18 protein-coding genes are annotated in these 18,568 nt (G+C 64.8%); 5 read left to right on the top strand and 13 right to left on the bottom strand.

All coding sequences use genetic code 11. The features are described from left to right. Positions 1-32: 32 nt before the first annotated feature. The 8 genes from urtE to HBJ55_RS11150 all read right to left on the bottom strand — a co-directional run bounded on the left by urtE (position 33) and on the right by HBJ55_RS11150 (position 9,140). Positions 33-728, bottom strand: a complete 696-nt coding sequence (gene urtE / locus HBJ55_RS11185) for an urea ABC transporter ATP-binding subunit UrtE (RefSeq protein ID WP_167114385.1) — start codon at positions 726-728, stop codon at positions 33-35. Beyond that, complete coding sequence (urtD, locus tag HBJ55_RS11180; protein WP_167114382.1) at positions 728-1,567, bottom strand: urea ABC transporter ATP-binding protein UrtD; 840 nt, start codon at positions 1,565-1,567, stop codon at positions 728-730. The genes urtE and urtD overlap by 1 nt, the downstream gene beginning before the upstream one ends. Continuing rightward, positions 1,564-2,694, bottom strand: coding sequence for an urea ABC transporter permease subunit UrtC (gene urtC, locus HBJ55_RS11175; protein ID WP_167114379.1), 1,131 nt, complete (start codon positions 2,692-2,694; stop codon positions 1,564-1,566). The genes urtD and urtC overlap by 4 nt, the downstream gene beginning before the upstream one ends. 6 nt (positions 2,695-2,700) lie before the next feature. Then, positions 2,701-4,290, bottom strand: a complete 1,590-nt coding sequence (gene urtB, locus HBJ55_RS11170; RefSeq protein WP_167114694.1) for an urea ABC transporter permease subunit UrtB — start codon at positions 4,288-4,290, stop codon at positions 2,701-2,703. Between the two features lie 199 nt (positions 4,291-4,489). Beyond that, positions 4,490-5,824, bottom strand: a complete 1,335-nt coding sequence (urtA, locus tag HBJ55_RS11165; protein WP_167114691.1) for an urea ABC transporter substrate-binding protein — start codon at positions 5,822-5,824, stop codon at positions 4,490-4,492. Positions 5,825-6,169: 345 nt separating this feature from the next. Next, on the bottom strand, positions 6,170-7,702 hold the full coding sequence (locus HBJ55_RS11160; protein WP_167114376.1) for a tripartite tricarboxylate transporter permease: 1,533 nt from the start codon (positions 7,700-7,702) through the stop codon (positions 6,170-6,172). Then, positions 7,702-8,154 (bottom strand): tripartite tricarboxylate transporter TctB family protein, encoded by a 453-nt coding sequence (locus HBJ55_RS11155; RefSeq protein WP_167114374.1) that lies wholly within the window; start codon positions 8,152-8,154, stop codon positions 7,702-7,704. Before HBJ55_RS11155 ends, HBJ55_RS11160 begins: the two co-directional genes overlap by 1 nt. After that, positions 8,154-9,140 (bottom strand): Bug family tripartite tricarboxylate transporter substrate binding protein, encoded by a 987-nt coding sequence (locus HBJ55_RS11150; protein ID WP_167114371.1) that lies wholly within the window; start codon positions 9,138-9,140, stop codon positions 8,154-8,156. Before HBJ55_RS11150 ends, HBJ55_RS11155 begins: the two co-directional genes overlap by 1 nt. 190 nt (positions 9,141-9,330) lie before the next feature. Here HBJ55_RS11150 and HBJ55_RS11145 point away from each other — a divergent pair, with 190 nt between their 5' ends. Genes HBJ55_RS11145 through HBJ55_RS11130 form a run of 4 tightly spaced genes read left to right on the top strand, consistent with a single transcriptional unit; the run spans position 9,331 to position 13,032 of the window. Next, entirely contained in the window at positions 9,331-9,933 is a 603-nt protein-coding gene (locus tag HBJ55_RS11145) for a helix-turn-helix domain-containing protein (RefSeq protein ID WP_167114369.1), read from the top strand. After that, positions 9,930-10,592 carry a response regulator transcription factor gene (locus tag HBJ55_RS11140; RefSeq protein ID WP_167114367.1) on the top strand — a complete coding sequence of 221 codons (663 nt, stop codon included), beginning with the start codon at positions 9,930-9,932 and terminating at the stop codon, positions 10,590-10,592. The genes HBJ55_RS11145 and HBJ55_RS11140 overlap by 4 nt, the downstream gene beginning before the upstream one ends. After that, positions 10,589-11,962, top strand: coding sequence for a sensor histidine kinase N-terminal domain-containing protein (locus tag HBJ55_RS11135; protein ID WP_167114365.1), 1,374 nt, complete (start codon positions 10,589-10,591; stop codon positions 11,960-11,962). The genes HBJ55_RS11140 and HBJ55_RS11135 overlap by 4 nt, the downstream gene beginning before the upstream one ends. Beyond that, positions 11,959-13,032 (top strand): ABC transporter substrate-binding protein, encoded by a 1,074-nt coding sequence (locus HBJ55_RS11130; protein ID WP_167114363.1) that lies wholly within the window; start codon positions 11,959-11,961, stop codon positions 13,030-13,032. Before HBJ55_RS11135 ends, HBJ55_RS11130 begins: the two co-directional genes overlap by 4 nt. Before the next feature lie 75 nt (positions 13,033-13,107). Here HBJ55_RS11130 and HBJ55_RS11125 read toward each other — a convergent pair whose 3' ends face one another. The 4 genes from HBJ55_RS11125 to HBJ55_RS11110 all read right to left on the bottom strand — a co-directional run bounded on the left by HBJ55_RS11125 (position 13,108) and on the right by HBJ55_RS11110 (position 17,196). Beyond that, a complete protein-coding gene (locus HBJ55_RS11125; RefSeq protein ID WP_167114361.1) occupies positions 13,108-13,542 on the bottom strand; it encodes a septal ring lytic transglycosylase RlpA family protein in 435 nt (144 codons plus the stop codon). A gap of 73 nt (positions 13,543-13,615) precedes the next feature. Next, entirely contained in the window at positions 13,616-15,076 is a 1,461-nt protein-coding gene (locus tag HBJ55_RS11120) for a sodium-dependent transporter (RefSeq protein ID WP_167114358.1), read from the bottom strand. Between the two features lie 159 nt (positions 15,077-15,235). Next, on the bottom strand, positions 15,236-16,336 hold the full coding sequence (hppD, locus tag HBJ55_RS11115) for a 4-hydroxyphenylpyruvate dioxygenase (protein WP_167114355.1): 1,101 nt from the start codon (positions 16,334-16,336) through the stop codon (positions 15,236-15,238). 251 nt (positions 16,337-16,587) lie between these two features. Further along, positions 16,588-17,196 carry a LysE/ArgO family amino acid transporter gene (locus HBJ55_RS11110; RefSeq protein WP_167114352.1) on the bottom strand — a complete coding sequence of 203 codons (609 nt, stop codon included), beginning with the start codon at positions 17,194-17,196 and terminating at the stop codon, positions 16,588-16,590. Positions 17,197-17,290: 94 nt separating this feature from the next. Between HBJ55_RS11110 and HBJ55_RS11105 the strand changes: the two genes are divergently transcribed. Next, complete coding sequence (locus tag HBJ55_RS11105) at positions 17,291-18,223, top strand: LysR family transcriptional regulator ArgP (RefSeq protein ID WP_167114349.1); 933 nt, start codon at positions 17,291-17,293, stop codon at positions 18,221-18,223. 21 nt (positions 18,224-18,244) lie between these two features. Here the strand turns inward: HBJ55_RS11105 and HBJ55_RS11100 are convergent, their stop codons facing one another. After that, positions 18,245-18,550 (bottom strand): MTH1187 family thiamine-binding protein, encoded by a 306-nt coding sequence (locus tag HBJ55_RS11100; RefSeq protein ID WP_167114346.1) that lies wholly within the window; start codon positions 18,548-18,550, stop codon positions 18,245-18,247. Between the last annotated feature and the right edge of the window lie 18 nt (positions 18,551-18,568).

Here is an 18,568-nt window from a genome sequence, read left to right as displayed (position 1 = left end):
TGAGCGGGCCGCAGGCTGGCGCGGCTTGCCGGTTATACCGTCAAGTGCTCCTTGATCAGCGCATCCGAAAGCTCGCCAATCCCGCCTTTCGCCACCGGCCGGCCGCGATCCATGATGGCGAAGCGGTCGGCGTACTTGCGGGCGAAGGGAAGCTTCTGCTCCACCAGCAGCACCGTCAGGCCATCCTCGGCAATCAACTTGCGGATCACCTCGCCGATCAGCGTGACGATATTGGGTTGAATGCCCTCACCCGGCTCGTCGAGGATCAGCAGGCTCGGTTCAAGCACCAGCGCGCGGCCGATCGCCAGCTGTTGCTGCTGGCCGCCGGAAAGATCGCCACCGCGGCGATGTCTCATCTCCTCAAGTACGGGAAAGAGCTCGAAGACACGCGCCGGAATGATGCGACTGTCACGCCGAGCAGCCAGGCCGGTACGCAGGTTCTCTTCCACGCTCAGCAACGGAAAGATCTGCCGCCCCTGGGGCACGTAACCGATGCCCAGACGCGAGCGATCCTCGACGCGCTTGCGAGTCAGCTCCACGCCACCGGCGTAGCACATGCTGCCGGAGCGCACCGCCACCTCGCCCATGATTGCCTTCATCAAGGTGGTCTTGCCCACCCCGTTGCGCCCCATCACGCAGGTGCACTGCCCCGTCGGCACACTGAGATCGAGGTCCCACAAGGTGTGACTCTCACCGTAGAACTGATTGAGCCTGTCGATTGAAAGCATCAGGCCAACTCCTCTTCGGCTTCGGCCCCCAGATACACCTCAACGACGCGAGGATCGCTTGCCACCTGATCCATGCTGCCCTCCGCCAGCACGCTACCCTGATGCAGCACCGTCACCTTGCGCGCGATGGAGCGCACGAAGCCCATGTCATGCTCTACCACCACCACCGACTGTTTGCCGGCAAGCCCGGTAAGAAGTTCGGCGGTACGCTCCATTTCCTGCTCGGTCATGCCGGCCACCGGCTCGTCGACCAGCAGCAGGCGCGGACGTTGCATCAACAGCATGCCGATCTCCAGCCACTGCTTCTGTCCATGGGAGAGAATGCTTGCCGAACGCTGGCGCTGCTCGACGAGCCCGATGGTCAAGAGCACCTCGTCGATACGCTCGCGGATCTCACCGGTCATGCGCGCGGTGAGTGTGGGCAGAATGCGCTTGTCGGCGGCCATCGCCAGCTCTAGGTTCTCGAATACGCTCAGCGCCTCGAATACCGTGGGCTTCTGGAATTTGCGCCCGATCCCGAGGCTGGCGATCTGCGGCTCGCTCATGGTGAGCAGATCATGGCGGCTGCCGAACCACACCTTGCCGCTATCCGGGCGCGTCTTGCCGGTGATGATGTCCATCATGGTGGTCTTGCCGGCCCCGTTGGGGCCGATGATGCAGCGCAGCTCACCGTCGTCGATAGTCAGATTGAGCGTGTCGATGGCCTTGAAGCCGTCGAAGCTGACCGTGACGTCTTCGAGATAGAGAATCGGCCCGTGGCGAACGTCGACGGGCGAATCGGCCGGCACCAGGAAGTCGAAGACCCGGTCACGGCTGGCCAGCGAACCCAGGATGCTCATGCCGATACCTCCCTGCCGCTCAAGGAACCCGGACTCTTGCCGCGACGCCTGAACCTGAAGGCCAGCAGCCCGGCCACGCCGCGCGGCAACAGCACCGTCACCAGCACGAACAGCCCACCCAGGGAGAATAGCCAGGCGTCGGGCATCACGCCGGTAAACACCGTCTTGGCGTAATTGACGAGTATCGCCCCGATCACTGCCCCGTAGAGTGTCGCGCGACCGCCCAGCGCCACCCACAGCACGATCTCGATGGAGAACAGCGGCGAGAATTCGCTGGGGTTGATGATGCCCACCTGAGGGACGTAGAGCGCCCCGGCCAACCCCGCCAACATGGCCGACACGACGAACACGAACAGTTGGAAGCGCTCGACCCGGTAGCCCAGAAACCGCGTACGCGCCTCGGCGTCACGGGTCGCCACGCAGACCCGACCCAACTTGCTCGCAACGATCGCCCGGCACAGCACATAACCGATGGCCAGTGCCGCCCCGCTGGCCAGGAACAAGCCCAGCCGCGTGTCGCTGCTGCGCAGGTTGAAGCCGAGAATCTCGCGGAAGTCGGTCAGACCGTTATTGCCGCCAAACCCCATCTCGTTGCGAAAGAACGCCAGCATCAGGGCGAAGGTCAGCGCCTGTGTGATGATCGAGAGATACACCCCGGTGACCCGAGAGCGAAACGCCAGGAAACCGAACAGCAGTGCCAGCAGTCCGGGCGCCAGCAGCACCATCAGAAAAGCGAACCAAGCCATGTCGAAGCCTTGCCAGTACCACGGCAGGCTGTCCCAGTTGAGAAAGACCATGAAATCCGGTAGGTCCGGATTGCCGTAGTCGCCGCGATCGCCGATCTGGCGCATCAGGTACATGCCCATGGCGTAGCCACCCAGGGCGAAGAAGGCACCGTGACCCAGGCTGAGGATACCGAGATAGCCCCACACCAGGTCTACCGCCACCGCCAGCAGCGCATAGCTCAGGTACTTGCCAAACAAGTTAACGGTATAAATACTCACGTACAGTGGGTGCTCCGGCGGCACGGCGACATGCAGCAGCGTCACCGCAGCCAGTGCCAGCAGCAGTACGCCGAGGAAGACAAGCGTCGAGCGCTCCCTGAAGGGTTGTCCTAGCCAATGCATGATCGATCAGCCCTCCGCGGCCCGGCCCTTCTGCGGAAAGAGACCGCGCGGGCGTTTCTGGATGAACAGAATGATGAAAACGAGCACCATGATCTTGGCCAGCACCGCCCCCGCCCAAGGCTCCAGCACCTGATTGATGACACCGAGCGACAGGCCCGCCACCAGCGTGCCCCAGAGGTTGCCCACGCCACCGAACACCACCACCATGAACGAGTCGATGATGTAGCTCTGCCCCAGGTTGGGGCCCACATTGGTGAGCTGGGAGAGCGCCACGCCGGCCAGCCCCGCCACCCCGGAGCCCAGGGCAAAGGTCAGGATGTCGACCCGCGTGGCACGGATGCCCATGGCACGGGCCATGGCACGGTTCTGCGTCACCGCGCGCACCTCCAGTCCCAGCCGGGTACGGCGCATGATCAGGATCAGTGCGGCGAACACCAGCAGCGCGAAGCCCATCACATACAGCCGATTGAGAGTGAGTGACAGCGCGTCGTTGATCGCTACCGAACCGCTCATCCACTCGGGTGTCACCACGCTGCGGTTGAGCGGCGAGATCACGGTACGCACCAGTTGCTGCAGAATCAGGCTGATGCCGAAGGTGGCGAGCAGGGTTTCCAGCGGGCGCCCCTTGAGGAACTGGATCACGCCGCGTTCGATGGCGATGCCGACGAGTGCCGCCACCAGGAAGCCGGCGGGAATCGACAGTAGCAGCGCCAATCCCGGCTGACCGGGCAACAACTGCTGCATGGCCCAGGTGGTGTAGGCGCCGAGCATCATCAATTCGCCGTGAGCCATGTTGATCACGCCCATCACGCCGAAGGTGATCGCCAGCCCGATGGCCGCCAGCACCAGCACCGAGCCCATGGAGAGGCCGAAGTAGAGCGTCTCCGCGACGCGGTTCAACTTGAGCGTCTGCTGGATATCGGCCAGTGCGCGCCGGGCGGCGTCGGCCAGGGCAGGATCGTCGCTCTGTGCGGCCCGGGTCAGCGCCACGCGCACGTTGCTGTTGAGGCTACCGGCCAGCGTCTCGACGGCATCCGCCTCGCCCCGCTCCAGGCGATGAACGGCCAGCGCCTGGCTCAGGCGGTGACGAACCTTGTCGCTCTCTTCTTCCTCGAGCCGCGACTCGAGCGCTGCAGCCAGCTCGCCGTCGACCTCACCGATGATGCCCTCGGCGGCGGCCAGGCGTGAGCGTTCGTCGCCCGCGTAGAGTTCAACAAGGGAGAGAGCCGAGCGCAGTTGGCCGCGCAGGGCATTGTTGATGGTGATCCGGTCCAGGTCGCGACGGGAGATCTCCCCCAGCGCCTCGCCGCTTAGGGCATCGCGAACCGGCCACTCGCGCCCCGAGTTGCCGACGACCACCACGAAACGGCCATCCTCCTTGAGTCGCTGGAGGTTGCCGTCGAGCAGGGCCTGCAGCCAGTCATTCGCTCGCTCATCCTCACTCTGGAGGATGGCCTCGATGGCGTCGGCCTTGTCGTTGAAGCTGCGCGAAACGAGGCCTTCCAGCAAGGCGTGGCCCCTGTCGTTCTGGGCCGCACCCACGGCGGGCAGGCAGGCGAGCAGGCACAACAGGGTCAACGTGACGATCCTGGTCATGACGGGCAGCTTGAACGCGTCAGGGATCCTCATGCGATGTGTCCTTTGAGTGGCGTGTATCGCTGGTCGAACGCTGGCCGCGAGCGATTCCCACCTGGACTCAGGCCGTTCGGCAGCTGCGTCGGGCGGTGCTCGGGGGCGTATCGTCCGTTGTCGTTGAGCAAACGCGGGCCCGACCGATGCCGGACCCGCTGAGACCTCAGTTTCCTGCCAGGGCCTCTTCAGCCTGGGCTTCGGCATCGCTCCCCATGCATCGGCCCTCCCGAACGTTGTAATTGCCGCACTCCATCGGTTTGCGCCAGTCGGCGATCAAATCGCGCGAGCCGGGCAGGAAGTCGGACCACTCGTCACCGGCCACGGTGGAGGGAGTCTCCCACACCACCACGAACTGGCCGTTGTCCTGGATCTCGCCGATCATCACCGGCTTGGTGATGTGGTGATTGGGCAGCATCGCCGCATAGCCACCGGAGAGGTTGGGCACGGTCACGCCGATGATCGCTTCCTTGACCGCATCCACATCGGTGGTACCGGCCTTGCGTACCGCCTCTGCCCACATGTTGAAGCCGATGTAATGCGCTTCCATGGGATCGTTGGTGACTGCCTCTTCGTCACCGGTGTGCTCGATCCAGGCGTCGATGAAGTCATAGTTGGCGTCGGTATCGACGCTCATGAAGTAGTTCCAGGCAGCCAGGTGACCTACCAGTGGCCCGGTATCGATGCCGGAGAGCTCTTGCTCGCCCACCGAGAACGCCACCACCGGGATATCGGCGGCATCGATGCCCTGGTTGCCCAGCTCGCGATAGAACGGCACGTTGGCATCGCCGTTGACGGTCGATACGACGGCGGTCTTCTTGCCCTCGCTGCCGAAGCGCTTGATCTCGGCAACGATGTTCTGCCAGTCGGAGTGACCGAACGGTGTGTAGTTGATCAGGATGTCTTCGTCCGCAACGCCGAGCTCCTCCTTGAGGTAAGTCTCGAGAATGCGGTTGGTGGTACGCGGGTAGACATAGTCGGTACCGGCCAGCACCCAGCGTTCGACACCAACCTCGTCATGCAAATAATTGACGGCGGGAATCGCCTGCTGGTTGGGCGCCGCCCCGGTATAGAAGACGTTCTCCGAGGACTCCTCCCCCTCGTACTGCACCGGGTAGAACAACAGGCCGTTGAGTTCCTCGACTACCGGCAACACCGACTTGCGCGATACCGAGGTCCAGTTGCCGAAGATCACATCGACCTCCTCCTGCGCGAGCAGCTCACGGGCGCGCTCGGCGAACAGCGGCCAGTCGGAGGCGGGATCGACTACCACCGCCTCGAGCTCGCGACCCAGCAGGCCGCCCTGCTCGTTCTGCTGTTCGATCAGCATTTCAACGGTGTCCTTCAGGGTCGACTCGCTGATCGCCATGGTGCCCGACAGCGAGTGCAGGATACCGACCTTGATCGGCTCGTCCTGTGAGAGTGCCGGCGCTGCGACGCCGAGCGACAGCAAAGCTGCGGCAACGAAGCGAAGCGGAGTTTTCAGGGGGTGGAAAGGCATGTTGCGACGGGAAGCGTTCACGTGAACCTCCTTGCGCCCTGCTGAGCAAAGGGCTTGTTGTGATGTCAGCGCTGCCGCGCAGCGCTTGGCTCAGCCAAGGGTCCTTTGCAAGGATGCGCCATTCGCCTCTCTCCTGGGTAAGACTTCTTTAATTCAAATAGTTAGCTGACTTTCCCGGCCGCGTGTCACGCTTTCGACGCACCGCCAGGGGGCAGTAGTCCAGTGCAGGCGCACCACGAAGCAACAGCACGACCCGCTGCCTGCACCGACTTGGCGAGCATCCATAAATGCATCGGGGGCGCCGATCGCTCGGCGCCCCCGATGGAGGGATTGGCAACTCCCGGCTCAGTCGCCTTCCGGGTTACCAGCGGTCGCCGCCGCGTCCACTTTCATGCGACGCCGCAGGATAGGCCCGACGATGTAGGGCAGAATCAGTCCCACGCCGGCGAACACCCACAGCCCGATGGCCAGGCCGCTGTTCCACAAAATAGTCCAGTCGCCATCGGAGATGTCCATGGCGTGGCTTAGATTCTTCTCCATTTCCGGCCCCAGCAGCAGGCCGAGGATGACCGGCACCAGCGGGATCTCAAGTTTGCGCAGCACGTAGCCGGCGATACCGAAGGCCACCATGAAGTAGAGATCGAAGGTAGTGTTGCTGATTGAATAGATGCCGACGAAGGCGATCATCGTCACGCACGGCAGCAGGTACATCGGCGGCACCGACAGCAGCTTGACGAAGATCCCGACCAGCGGGATGTTGAGTATCAGCAGCAGGAAGTTGCCGATCAGCAGCGCCGCGATCACGCCCCAGACGATGTCGGCGTTCTGGGTGAACATCAGCGGACCGGGGGTGATGTTGAGCGAGATCAGCAGCGCCAGCAGCACCGCGGTGGTGCCGCTGCCCGGCACGCCCAGCGTCAGCATGGGCACCAGGGCACCGCTCGAGGCACCATTGTTGCCCGCCTCGGGGCCAGCCACGCCGCGCGGGTCGCCCTGGCCGAAGAAGCCCTTCTTGCCCACCACCTTTTTCTCGAGGGTGTAGCCGATGAAGCTGCCCAGCGAGGCCCCGGCACCGGGCAGCACGCCGGCGATGAACCCCAGGATACCGCCGCGAATGCTCGACGGCAGAACATTGCGGATATCGCCCCAGCTGAGCTTGAGCTTGTTGACGACCATCTTCTTCTTTCCGCCGCCGGCACGCTCCTCGATGAAGAAGAGCAGTTCCGAGATGGCGAACAGGCCGACGATGGCGATGATGAAGTCGATCCCCTCGTAGAGTTCCAGGGTACCGAAGGTGTAGCGCTGCACGCCGGTGGAGTCGATCCCCACGGTGGCTACCATCAGGCCCAGGCAGGCCGCCACCACCGTCTTGACGGGGTTCTTGCCGGTGATGCCGCCCAGGGTGGCGAATGCCAGCAGGAACAACGCGAAGTACTCGGCCGGCCCGAAGGTCAGGGCGAAGCGTGCCAGCACCGGTGCCAGCAGGATCAGCCCCACCGTGGCAACCAGGCTGCCGATGAAGGAGGCGATGGCGGAGATCGCCAGTGCTTCGGCGGCCTTGCCCTGCTGGGCCATGGGGTAGCCATCGAGACAGGTCATCATAGCCGGCTCGTCGCCGGGAATATTGAGGAGGATCGAGGAGATCCGCCCGCCATACATGGCCCCGGCGTAGACCGCCGTGAGCATGATCAACGCGGTTTCCGGGGCCAGCCCCAGGGAGAAGGCCAGCGGGATCAGGATCGCCACCCCGTTGGCCGGCCCCAGGCCCGGCAGCGCGCCGATCAGGGTGCCGAGAAAGGCTCCCATCAGAGCGAACATCAGGTTATGCGGGGCGAGTGCCACCCCGAAGCCATCGATCAGAAAGCCCAGGGTTTCCATCAGCTCACCTCCAAGAACGAGAGCAGGCCCAGCGGCAGTGCCAGGTCGAGGGCGAAGTTGAACAGCAGGAACACCACCACGCCTGCGACCGCCCCGACCAGGTAAGCGCGCAGCGGCTCGGCCCCCATGCGCCAGCACAAGGTGCCGACGGCCAGCGTGGTGCTGATGATGAAGCCGAGCGGCTCGAGCAGCATGGCGTAGAACACAAGCACAACCACGGCGATGACCAGTTCAACGCCGGTGCGGCTCCAGGGCCAGGCATGATCCGGGTCGGGCCGCACGATCAGGTAGAGGCTGCAGAGACCCAAGACCACGGCCAGCAGCGTAGGAAAGGTATCGGGTCCGATCGCCTCGGACCCACCGAACGGTTCGGGAAACTGGCTGGCGCCCCAGCCGTACGCGACGGCCAGGGCAATCAGCAGAACACCGAAAATGCGGTCGTTGAAAGTCATTACTGAATCAGCCCGATATCCTTGGAAAGCGTCTCGATGTCCTCGATCTGCTCGGTGACGAAGGTCTCGAATTCACCGGCGCTCATGTGGAATGGCATCAGTCCGTTGTTCGCCATGATGTCCTGCCACTCCTGGCTCTCGTAGATGGTATCCATGGCCTCGACCCAGTACTGCTTGGCCTCGTCGGAGATATCCGCCGGCATGTAGAAGCCACGCCAGTTGGGGCCGACGGCATCGATCCCCTGCTCTTTGGCGGTGGGAATATCCGAGAAGTCACCCGGGAGGCGTTCATCGGACAGCACCGCCAGCACGCGCAGGTCGCCGGATTCCAGGAAGCCCTGTGCCTCGCTGATATCCCCGGTGAAGGCTTCCACGTGCCCACCCACGACCTGAGTCATGGCCTCGCCGCCGTTGTTGTACGAGAGATAGGCAATGCGCGGCAGCTCCTCGACGCCGGCAGCATCCGCCGCGATAAGGACCTTGAGGTGGTCCCAGCCGCCCTTGGCGCTGCCACCGGCGAATTTGACGCTGCGCGTATCTTCCTTGAGCGCATCCATCAGCTCGGGCAAGTCGTCGTACTCGGAGTCGGCGGCCACGGCAATGACGCCATAGTCGGCACCCAGCGCCCCGATCCAGTTGACCATGTCGGCGGTCATGCCCGGAAATTGCCCCTGGGCCAGACGGGTGGTGGTGGCGGTAGAAGCAGCAACTAGCAATTGCTCGTCACCTGCGCGCTTGGACACGGTATGGGCAAAGGCAACGCCACCGCCGGCACCCGCCATGTTCACGGTCTGTACGCTGCGCGGCACCAGGCCCAGCTCCTCCATGACGTTGCCCACGCTGCGGCAGGTGAAATCCCAGCCGCCGCCGGGATCGGCCGGGGCGAGACACTCCACTTTACCCTGTGGCTCGAAAGCCATGGCGCTGCCTGCGCTCAGTGTGAAAGCGGCGATGGCGATGAGTTTGAGTGGCGTTTTCGTGGACATTGTTGTTGTCCCTCCGGTCTTGGCGTGTTGTGAAAAGTGGCTTGCGGTATTCCATCGGCTACCTTACAATTCTGTAAGGCAGAACAACGTTCTTCAGGATAGAAACTAGGCGTGCCGACAGGCAGCGTCAATGCATGGGGTTGCAATTGCGACCAAAGTTCAATGCCTCCAGACTCAGGAGACCCATGGCATGGCCCAGGATCGCGTCGAGGCCGTCGAGCGCGCATTGACCGTATTGGAAGCGTTCGATGTCGATCAGGAAACCTTCACCCTGGCCGAACTCGCCCAGGCAACCGGCTACTACAAGAGCACCCTGCTGCGCCTGCTGGGCTCGCTGGCCCGTTTCGATTACGTACAGCGCAGCCGCGATGGGCGCTGGAGCCTGGGTAGCGCGCCGCTTCGCCTGGCGCGACGCCATCCCCCCAGCCGCCATCTGACCACTCGCGTCCAGCCATTGCTCGACCGACTGGCCGCCGAAACCGGCGAGACCGCCGCCCTGCTCGAGAATCATGGAGGCCTGGTCGAATGCCGGCTGGTTGCCCTGCCCGACGCCGCACTGCGTCATGAGCTACGCCCGGGTAGCCAGTGGCCTCTCGCCGCGAGCGAAGACCCTCGCCCTGAACTTCCTGGCGGCGATATGCTGTTGCAAGCCTTGCCCTGCGTTCCCGGCGAGCCGCGGCGCTGGTTGACTCTCTCGGGCCCGGCAAGCCGCCTCGATAGAAATAGCGAGGCCGCTCTACGAGCGGCGCGGGACGAGTTGACGGCCGTGAGCGAAGTGGAGGCCATGGCATGAACCTGCTGCTCGTGGAGGACGACCACCTGCTGGCCGAAACCCTCCAGGACGCCCTCGCCCTGGAGGGTTATGCGGTGACGCATCTGGCCGGGGGCGACGCCGCGCGCCGACACCTGGAGAACCCCCAGCACGACCACGCGCTGATACTGCTCGACCTCAATCTTCCCGGTGCCAGCGGGCTCGAGGTGCTCGAGACCCTGCGACGCCACGACCGCGACACGCCGGTGCTGATCCTCACCGCCCGCGGCGCGGTGGAGGATCGCGTGCGTGGGCTCGACCTCGGGGCCGACGACTACCTGGCCAAGCCCTTCTCGCTGGAAGAACTCGAGGCCCGAGTACGCGCGCTGCTGAGGCGGCGAGTACGAGGCCAGGAATTGCGCGTCGGGACGCTGCACTTCGATGGCCTGGCACAACGCTTCACTCTCGCCGGCGAGACCTTGGCCCTGCCGCCCCGAGAGCAGCGCCTGCTCGGCTGCCTGATGCGTCACGCCGGCGAGCCCGTCGACAAGGCACGCCTGGCCGATGAAGCCTTCCAGGGCGAAGCCATGGGCGACAACGCCATCGAGGTCTACGTGCATCGGCTGCGCAAGCGGCTGGACGGCAGCGACGTCGCCCTGCGCACGGTGCGTGGGCTCGGCTACCTGCTGGAGGCGACGTGAAACGCGGTGACAGCCTCTATCGCAGGCTGCTGGCCTGGTTGCTGCTGCCATTGCTGGCGCTTGGCGGTTTGATGGTGTTCCAGGCCTGGGTGGACGCGCGCAACACCGCCGATCGCGCTTTCGACCGTCTGCTCGAGGCGGCCAGCCTGGCGATTGCCGAACAGGTCCAGTGGCAGGACGACCGGCTGTGGCTCGACCTGCCCCCGGCAGCCCTGGACATGCTCGCCACCGACGCCGAGGAACGCGTCTTCTACAGCCTGGTGGATCGAGACGGGCACTTCATTACCGGCAACGCCGAGCTGCCCGGTGACGAACGCGGCGACAGCGAGGATGGCGACACCCTGCTCTACCGCAACGTCGAGTGGCAGGGCATGACGCTCCGCCAGGGCGTGCGCCGCTCCCGACTGGAGGACTGGCGCCTCAGGGAGCGCTTCGAGATCCGCGTGGCGCACAGCCGCGAGGGTCGCAATGCGTTGACCCATGAGTTGCTGCGCGCCAACCTCGCCTATATTCTTGCCATGGCCCTGGTTGCCGTCGTGGTCCTGCTGGTGGCTATTCGCTCGGCACTGAGACCGTTGACGCGACTGAGGCGCGCCATTCGTGCCCGCGACCCACGCACCCTGGAACCCCTCGACCTGGCACTGCCCCGTGAGCTGGCCGAACTGCGCGAGACCCTGAACGAACTGCTGGCACGCATGCGCCGGGTGCGCGCCAACCAGGAGCGCTTCATCGGCGACGCCTCGCATCAACTGCGCACCCCGCTGGCGGGGCTCTCGGCGCGAGCCGAGCTGGCCCTGCGCCACGACGACCCCGCCCGCTGGCGCGACGCCCTGAGCGCCATGCAGGCGACCAGCGCGCGTACCGCGCGGCTGGCCATGCAGTTGCTGTCGCTGACGCGGCTCGACAACCCCGAGTACCGCCCCGAACTGACGCCCCTGGACCTCAACGACCTCGCGCGCCAGGCGGTTCGCGACCATTGGGCCGGCTGCCATCGCCAGGGTATCGACCTTGGCGTGGAGTGTGCCCCACGGCCCGTCCGGGTCCATGGCATCGACTGGCAGTTGCAGGAAGCCTTGAACAACCTGATCGACAACGCCTGTCGCTACGGTGCCCAGCGCATCACGCTGCGCACCCATGCACAGCCGCCCATGCTGGAAGTCGAGGATGACGGCCCCGGCATTCCCGAATCCCGCCGCCTGCTGGTGCTGCGACCCTTTCACCGCGGCGAGGAGGGAGGCGAAGGCTCGGGATTAGGCCTGGCCATCGTCGACAGCATTGCCCGCGCTCACGGCGCACGGCTCGAGCTGACCCAGGGCCCGAACGAAAGCGGACTCATCGTGCGTCTGCGCTTCAGCGAGGAGAGCCCATGATCCGTGCCCTGTTCTGGTGGCTTCTCGTCCTGTGGAGCCTGGCCGCCACGGCCGAGGATGCCCTGCACTATCCTGCCGACCCAACGGCGGGGACGCCCCAGCCGTTGGTCATCCATGCCGCCCTGGACCTGCCTCAGGCACGCCCCGTGCTCGAAGCGTTTCACCGGAGCCACCCACGCATCGAGCTGACCTACCGCAACCTGACGACCCTGGAGCTTCACCAGCGCTTCCTGGACGCCCCGGATGCCGCCGATGTGGTGCTCTCCTCCGCTATGCCCTGGCAGTATCATCTCGCCAACGACGGCCATGCCCAGCCACTCGAGAGTGACGTGGTGCGGCGCTGGCCGGCATGGGCCCAGTGGCGCGGCGAACTGTTCGCCTTCACCTTCGAACCGATCGTGATGGTGGTGCATCGCGACCTGATCGAACGCTTCGGCGAGGTGCGCAGTCATGGCGACCTGCTCGAGCTGTTGAGCGATCACGCCGACGCCTTGGCGGGCCGAATCGTCAGCTATGACCCGGTACGCAGCGGCGCAGGATATACCTATGCCATCGAGGAGTCTCGACTCTCGCCGCGCTACTGGGACCTGGTCTCGGCCTTGGGACGCGCCCGCACGGTGCTCACCGGCACTACCGGCGAGATGCTCGACGGACTCGAGGAGGGACGCTACCTGCTGGGCTACAACCTGCTCGGCAGCTACGTGCGCGACGCGGTGGCCGACCACCCGCAACTGGTCATGGTGGTACCCGAGGACTATGCGCTGGTCACCCAGCGCCTCGCCTTCATTCCGCGATTGGCGCCGCATCCGGAAGCGGCCGCCCTGTTCATGGAGTTCCTGCTCAGCGAAGACGGCCAGCGCGTGATAGCCGAACAGACCCACCTGGGGGCGATGCACCCCGCCCTGTCCGGCCCGGGCACCGCCGATGCGCTGCGCGACGAAGTCGGCGACGCGCTGCGCCCGATCGCGATCGGTCCCGGCCTGCTGGCCACTCTGGATCGACTCAAGCGCGAGGCCCTGCTGGCCCGCTGGCGTCGCGAATTCCAGCGCGAGGTGCCGGCGCTGCGCTGAGCGCCATAGCGAGCCCCGCCACTGCTTTCCCTATCGGAGCCAAAGAGGAAAAAACAGACGCCAGGTGAGAACGCTTCACTCAGGCGACAATCGCACCTCCGCCACGCCCTGCCCGAGCATGTTGAGTTCTTCGGCCGCACGTCGCGAGAGATCGATGATACGACCGCGCACGAAGGGCCCGCGGTCGTTGATGCGCACCACCGTCTCGCGGCCGTTGTCCAGCCGCGTCACCCGGACCCGGGTGCCGAATGGCAAGCTGCGGTGCGCCGCCGTCAGCGCGTTGCGGTCGTGGGCTTCGCCACTGGCGGTGCGCCGACCATGGTAACGGTCGGCATAGAACGAGGCCTGCCCCTGCTCGCCATGCCAGCCGGATGGCAGCGAGGCGCGCTCGACCTGTCGACCGTCTCGTCCAGCACAGCCGACGGTCAATGCGAGCAGCAGCAGGACCAGCACGCCCCGCACCAAGCGGGGGGCAGAAGGGCCGGCACCGAGAATGGAACGAACGCTCATCCTGTCACCTCGACGAAGACGTCCCCATCGGACCGGCCCGACATTAGCGTCAAGCCTCGCGGCAGGCAAGCGTTCAGCCGGCCAGAGTCCGCCGCAGGCGCGGGCTGGCCAGTTCACCGATCAGGGTGATCAGCACCAGCACGCCCAACAGCCACGGCCAGTGCAGGCCGAACTGCAGGCGCGCGATGCCCAGCGCATCGACGAAGATCACAAGGATGCCCAGCGGGCTGACGTAGCGCACCATGAACAGCCACAGTGCGTGCCAGTGCGGTGCCAGGCCCAGCTCTTCGCGGAAGGTTTCGCTCTTCAACACGAAGCCGGCCAGCAGCACCATGCCCAGCCCGCCCAGCGGCATCATCCAGCGCGAGGTGAGATAGTCGAGCCAGTCGAAGAAGTGCTTGCCCGCCAGGGTCCAGTCGGCGCCGACGTTGAACGACAGCATCGCCAAGGTACTGACCAGCCACAGCACGATACCGGTTCCCCAGGCCGCGGTGCGGCGAGTGATACCCTTGTTGTCGACCAGCCAGGAGACGGTGGCCTCGACCATGGAGATCGACGAGGTCAACGCCGCCATCGACAGCATGATGAAGAACAGCACGCCGAACAGCGTACCCATCGGCATGGCCTGGAAGGCCAGCGGCAGGCTCATGAACAGCAGCCCCGGCCCGCCTTCGGGACTCATGCCGTTGGCGAAGATCACCGGGAAGATCGCCAGGCCGGCCATCAATGCCACGAGCGTATCGGCCACCGCCACGCCGAGGGTGGTACGCGCTATCGAGGCACCGGCGGGCAGGTAGCTGCCGTAGGTGAGAATCGCACCGGACGCCAGTGACAAGGTGAAGAACGCATGCCCCAGCGCGGCCAGCATCCCTTCGCTGGACAGACTGCCGGTATTGAACGAGAACAGGAAGCTCCACGCCTCGCCGAAGCCGCCCGAGAACACGCCGTAGCCGATCAGGATCAGCAGCATGATTACCATGCCCGGCATCATCCAGCTCACGCTCTTCTCAATGCCCGCCTGCACGCCCTTGCCCACGATCAGCATGGTCGCAAGCGTCACCAGGGTGCTCCAGAAGCCGAGGTTAAAGGGGTTCTCGTTGTTGGCGACGAAAATCGCCGCCATGTCGTCGACGCCGCTGCCTGCTAGGCCGCCGGTCAGCATCTTCCACAGGTAGGAGAACGACCAGCCGGCCACCACCACGTAGAACGAGAGGATCATGAAGCCGCACAGCATTGCCATCCAGCCCAGCAGCGACCAGACCGAGGAGCGCCCGGATTCGCTCACCACACGCCGCACGGCATCGATGGGGCTGCCACGGCCGCGCCGCCCGAAGGCGATCTCGGTCATCATGACCGGCACGCCGACCGCCAGAATGCACACCAGATAAACCAGCACGAAGGCGCCCCCGCCATGCTCGCCGGTCATGTAGGGGAATTTCCAGATATTGCCCAGGCCGACGGCGGAACCCGTCGCCGCCAGTACGAAGCCCCAGCGGCTGAGCCACTGAACGCGGGGTTGTTGTTGAGTCGTCATTTGATCACCAGGGGAAATCGTTGTTATCGCTCGACGCAGCAATATGCACGCTGCAATCCATGCGATGCAACGTTATTTTTGTAGAAATGGCTTGCTTTCAGTCGTTTCATATCGGACGAAATGGCCCCCACCCAAGTGAGTGGGTAGGGGCCATCGGGATCAATCCGCCTTGAGCACACCGCGGCGAATCTGATCCTCCTCGATCGACTCGAACAGGGCCTTGAAGTTGCCCTCGCCGAAGCCGTCGTTGCCCTTGCGCTGGATAATCTCGAAGAAGATCGGGCCGATCACGGTCTCGGTGAAGATCTGCAGCAGCACGCCCTCGCCTTCGCCGCCATCGATCAGCAGGCTGAGTTCACGCAGGTCCTCGACCTTCTCCTGATGGTTGGGTACGCGCGCATCGACCTTCTCGTAGTAGGTGTCCGGCGTCGAGAGGAAGGTGACGCCGTTGTTGCGCAACGCACGCACCGTGGCGTAGATGTCGTCGGTGGCCATGGCCAGGTGCTGGATGCCTTCGCCGTTGTACTCACGCAGGAACTCGGCGATCTGCGAGGTATCGTCGGCCGATTCGTTGATCGGAATGTGCATCTTGCCGCATGGCCCGGTCATGGCCCGGGAATGCAGGCCGGTCTTCTTGCCCTTGATATCGAAGTAGCGGTTCTCGCGGAAGTTGGCGATCTCGGTGTAGAAATCGGCCCAGACGTCCATCTGGCCACGATCGACGTTGTGGGTCAGGTGGTCGAGCACCTTGAGGCCCACGCTGTTGTCGTTGCGCGAGCGGCCGGGAATCGCCTCGAAGTCGATGTCGTAGATGGTGCGCCCTGCATCGTCGACCCTGTTGTCGACGAAGTAGAGCAGCGAGCCGCCAATGCCGCGTACGGCGGGAATGCCCACCTCGCCGGGGCCGACCGGGTTTTCCATCGGCTCGGCGCCGTGAGCCACGGCGTAATCGAACGCCTGCTTGGCATCGGCTACCTTCCAGGCCATGGCACAGGCGCTAGGGCCGTGTACGCGAGCGAACTCGGCGGCATGGCTATCGGGCTCGGCGTTGAGCACGAAGTTGACATTCTCCTGCTGGAACAGGAACACCTGCTTGGAGCGGTGCTTGCGGGTCTCGGTGAAACCCATGCGGTTGAACAGCGCACGCAGCGACTCGATGCCTTCGGCGGTCGGCGCGCTGTACTCGACAAACTCGAAGCCGTTGGTACCGATGGGGTTCTCTTGGCTGATCGGTGACACGGTCTTGGCGGGTGCGTTCATGGTTACCTCCAGGGGGATTTACCGTTGTTATGTCGTGCAGTCATGGATGCCGAACTGGTGCCCCCAGCCTAGTGCGCACGCTCCCCCCTAGAAACGCTGCTTTACGACCTTGAGCGTGGGCGGCAGATGTCCGCCCTCACCTATATCGTAAGCAAAACCTTACAGCGCTCCGAACTCCATAAATCCTGCCTTCGGAGTGGTTCGCCAGCCTGACACAGCGTAAAGATAGCTTTACAACAGTCGTCGCCTACCTATGGCATCATGGCGCCACTCGCCAACCTCCACGCCACCCAAGCCAGGATAAGGCCAATCGCCAGATCGATGGCGCGCCACACCCGCGGGCTCGCCAACCGCGGTGCCAACCAGCCGGCGGCAGCCGCCAGGCCGAAGAACCAGCCGAACGAGGCCATCGCCGCACCGATGAAGAACCCCAGCGGGCTCGGCTGCACCGCACCGATGGCGCCCAGCAGCACCACGGTTTCGAGATAGACCTGGGGATTGAGCAGGGTTACGGCAAGCGTGGCGGCCAGCGCCGCCTGCCACGATTGCGCACTGCCGCCGCCGGCCGTCAAGGCTTGGCCGCCCAGGACACGGCGCAGGGCCAGCCAGGCCTGCCATGCAAGGAAGGCGGCACCGGCCCAGCGCGCCACTTCCATCAGCGCCTCCTGCTGGGCAATCAACACGCCGAGCCCCAACACGCCCAGCCCCACCAGCAGCCAGTCGCAAAGCGCACAGACTCCGGCCACCAGCCAGGCGTTCTGGCGGCGCAGGCTCTGCTGCAGCACGAAAGCATTCTGCGCCCCGATGGCGACAATCAATCCCGCACAGATCAATAGCCCATTGAGCCATGACAACCACATGATGATTTCTCCCTGGCAAGTCGTAATCACCAAGGCTAAGCTCACCGCAGCAATTAAAGAAATAAATAAAGGCACTAGGGGATAAGCAGAATCGATGCTCGACTACAAACTGCTGGAAGCACTGGTGGTCGTGCTCGACCAGGGCGGCTTCGAACGAGGCGCTCGCCATCTGGGCCTGACCCAATCGGCGGTTTCCCAGCGCATCAAGCTGCTCGAAGCACGCCTGGGGCAGCCGGTGCTGGTGCGCAGCCCACGCCTCGCCCCCACGCCGCTGGGCCGACGCCTGCTCAACCACGCCCAGCAGGTACGCCTGCTCGAAAGTGACCTATTGGGAGAAGTGCCCGCGCTAGGCGGCGGCGAGCAGCGCCTGCGCCTGGCCATCAATGCCGACAGCCTGGCGACCTGGTGGCCGGAGGCCATCGGGCGCTTCTGCGAGCACTACCGGGTACTGTTCGAGCTGGTGGTGGAGGATCAGGAGGTGGCGCTCAAGCGCATGCGCGACGGCGACGTGGCCGGCTGTATTTGCGATTCACCCACGCCGGTCCAGGGCGCGCGCAGCCACGGCCTGGGCAGCATGCGCTATCGCGCCCTGGCCAGCCCCACCTTCATGGCACGCTATTTCGCCGACGGCGTGACGCCGGAAGCGCTGCGCCAGGCACCGGCCATCGTCTTCGGCCCCGACGACCGGCTGCAGCATCGCTTCCTGGCCATGTACGGCGTGGAGCCCCCCTTCCCCCATCACCTGTGTCCTTCGTCGGAGGGCTTCGTCGGCCTGGCGCTGGCAGGACTCGGCTACGGCATGGTGCCGGAGCGCCAGGCCGAGCGGGAACTCAGCGAGGGGCGGCTGCAGGAGATCGACCCCGGTCCCCACCTGGCCGACGGCCGCCTGGTCGACCTCTCGCCGGGCCAGGTGATCGACGTGCCGCTCTACTGGCATCACTGGCGCCAGGGCGGCAGGATCCTCGACGCTCTCACCGACCACCTGCTGCGCCTGGGCGACGCCTGGCTGGCGCCGCTGCCGGCCTGAACAACGCTGCGTGATGACGGCTCAGGGGCTACGCAGTTTATTCTCCACGCTCGTCACCTTGTCGGCCATGGACTGCTCGCGGTCGGTGCGTGTACCCAGCTTGATGGTGGTGGTGATGCGCGGCGCCCCCATCTCGTGCACCACCTCGTGGCAGCGCTTGACCACCGCCATCACCTCGTCCCACGGCCCCTCGATGTTGGTGCCGTAGGCATGCATGTGGTGCTCGAGACCCGAGGCCTCGATCACCCGCTGGCAGGCGGCGATCTGCGGCGAGACCGACACCCCTACGCCCAGCGGGACGACGCAGAGATCGATGATGACGTGCATATGTTTTCTCCTATCCGT

This window comes from Billgrantia bachuensis (assembly GCF_011742165.1).
Classification (GTDB): Bacteria; Pseudomonadota; Gammaproteobacteria; order Pseudomonadales; family Halomonadaceae; genus Halomonas; species Halomonas bachuensis.
Note: the sequence above shows the minus strand (reverse complement) of the source record. Positions and strands in the feature narration are given on the sequence as shown.